We start from the raw sequence: 2,486 nt of genomic DNA, 5'->3' as shown, positions 1-2,486 counted from the left end.
TGTGAAGACGCCTGCAATTGTGTCCCCCTTGGCGGGGTGTTTCGCGTCGAATGCTGACCCCTGCCGAGCTGTTTAGGCTCCCCCCATTGGCCCGTACGGGCTCTTTGGGGGTTCGCGTGGGGAATGATCGAAGTGGATTTGATTGGACGGATCCGGCGCGCCTTTCACGAGGAGCGCAGCGGCATCAAGACGATCGCGCGTGAGTTCGGGGTGTCACGCACGACGGTTCGCAAGGTGGTTCGCTCGGACAAGACCGAGTTCCGCTACGAGCGCTCGGTGCAGCCGGCGCCCAAGCTCGGGGCGTTTGTCGAGGACCTGACGGCGATCCTGGAGGCGGAGGCAAGCCTTCCGCGCCGGGAGCGGCGCTCGACGCAGCGTTTGTTCGAGGAGCTGCGTGGCCGCGGCTACGAGGGGGCGCACGACAGCGTGCACCGCTTCGCCAAGGCCTGGCGCCAGGAGCGCGGTCGCATCGTCGTCACGGCCTTCGTGCCGATGAGCTTTGCGCCCGGCGAGGCCTACCAGTTCGACTGGAGCCACGAGACGATCACGCTTCAAGGTCTGCCCGTGAAGGTGAAGGTGGCGCACATGCGCCTGGCCCACAGCCGGATGCCGTTCGTGAGAGCCTACTTCCGTGAGAGCCAAGAGATGGTGTTCGACGCCCACGACCGGGCCTTCGCCTTTTACGGCGGGATCTGCCGTCGCGGGATCTACGACAACATGAAGACGGCGGTGGAGACGATCTTCGTGGGCAAGGCGCGCCAGTACAATCGGCGCTTCCTTCAGATGTGCTCGCACCATCTGGTGGAGCCGGTGGCCTGCACGCCGGCGGCGGGCTGGGAGAAGGGACAGGTCGAGAACCAGGTCGGCAATCTGCGCGACCATCTGTTCCGGCCCAAACCCAAGGTGGCCAGCCTCGAGGAGCTGAACGCCTGGCTGGCGGACCAGTGCATCGCCCACGCCAGGCGCACGCGCCATCCCGAGCAGAAGGACAGAACCGTTTGGGAGGTCTACGAGAGGGAGCGGACCTCGTTGATGACGATGCGCTCGCCCTTTGAAGGGTTCAGCGAGAAGGCCGTCCGGGCGACCACGACGTGCCTGGTGATGGCCGATCGCAACCGCTACAGCGTCGCGGCTCGAGCGGCGGGTCAGACGGTGCTGGTGCGCAGCTACGCCGACCGGATCGTGGTTCTGTTCGAGAACGAGGTGGTGGCGGACCATCCGCGCCAGTTCCGGCGCGACCAGGTCGTCTACGACCCCTGGCACTATCTGCCGGTTCTGCAACGCAAGCCCGGTGCGTTGCGCAACGGCGCGCCCTTCCAGGACTGGGATCTTCCGCCCGCTCTGGCGCGGGTGCGCACGGGTCTGAAGCGTTACGAAGACGGCGACCGGCAGTTCGTCCGGGTCCTGTGCGCGGTTCCCGACCATGGGCTGGAGGCTGTGGAAGCGGCCTGCGCCGAAGCTCTCGACGAGGGCGTCTGCCACGGCGACGTGATCCTGACGATCATCGCCCGCCGACGGGAAGCACCGCAGCCCGCCAGCATCGCGATCCCCGACGCGCTGGTCCTGAAGGCGCCGCCGCTGGCCGACTGCGCCCGCTACGACACGTTGCGCAGGGTCGCGTGATGGAGCGTCACGACCTTCTGGAGGCGATGGGCGACCTCAAGCTGCACGGCATGCGGGCCAGCTTCGACGAGATCACCGGCAAGGGTTTGTCGCGGCGCGACGAGCTGTACCCGCTGCTCGCCAGCCTTCTGCGCGCCGAACAGAACCACCGCCAGGCCCGCTCCATCGTCTACCGGATCTCCAGCGCCAAGTTCCCGGTCCTGAAGGACCTGAGCGCCTTCCGCTTCGCCGACACGCCGGTGGACGAGGACAAGGTGCGCGAGCTTGCCACCGGCGCGTTCCTGGACGCCCGTCGCAACGTCATCTTCGTGGGCGGCACGGGCACCGGCAAGACGCATCTGGCGATCGCGGTGGCCAGCGCCGTGGTGCGCTCGCATGCCCGGGGCCGCTTCTACAACCTCGTCGATCTGGTGAACCAGCTCGAGCGGGAGAAGGCGGCGGGACGGGGCGAGCGACTGGCCGAGACGCTTCTGCGCTACGACCTCGTGGTGATCGACGAACTGGGCTACCTGCCGTTCAGCCAGGCGGGTGGGCAGTTGCTGTTCCACCTGATCTCCAAGCTCTACGAGCACACCTCGCTCGTGCTGACCACCAATCTGGCCTTCTCGGATTGGCCGCAGGTGTTCGGCGACGCCAAGATGACCACGGCCATGCTGGACCGGCTCACCCACCACTGCGACATCGTCGAGACCGGCAACACGAGCTGGCGCTTCAAGAACCGAAGCTGACCTCCACGCCATCACCCCACGCGCCGCGACATGCCAAGGGCCCCGATCGGGGCCCTTGGCATGTCGTGACCAACCTCAACCGACAGGGGCCAGCATTCGACGCGAAAAGGGGTCAGCTTTGGGAGCGATTTGACA

1 protein-coding gene and 1 pseudogene are annotated in these 2,486 nt (G+C 66.7%); both read left to right on the top strand.

Going from position 1 to position 2,486, the window contains the following annotated elements; all coding sequences use genetic code 11:
- Window positions 1-123: 123 nt before the first annotated feature.
- Window positions 124-1,614, top strand: a pseudogene (istA, locus tag O5O54_RS22085) (IS21 family transposase); the annotation flags it as partial.
- An 8-nt stretch (window positions 1,615-1,622) separates the two neighbouring features.
- On the top strand, window positions 1,623-2,351 hold the full coding sequence (gene istB / locus O5O54_RS22080) for an IS21-like element helper ATPase IstB (protein WP_279484000.1): 729 nt from the start codon (window positions 1,623-1,625) through the stop codon (window positions 2,349-2,351).
- The last annotated feature ends 135 nt before the right edge of the window (window positions 2,352-2,486 follow it).

The sequence above is a fragment of the Aureimonas sp. SK2 genome, assembly GCF_029813115.1.
GTDB lineage: Bacteria > Pseudomonadota > Alphaproteobacteria > Rhizobiales > Rhizobiaceae > Aureimonas.
The sequence above is the reverse complement of the archived record's forward strand: the minus strand, read 5'-3'. Positions and strand labels throughout refer to the sequence as shown.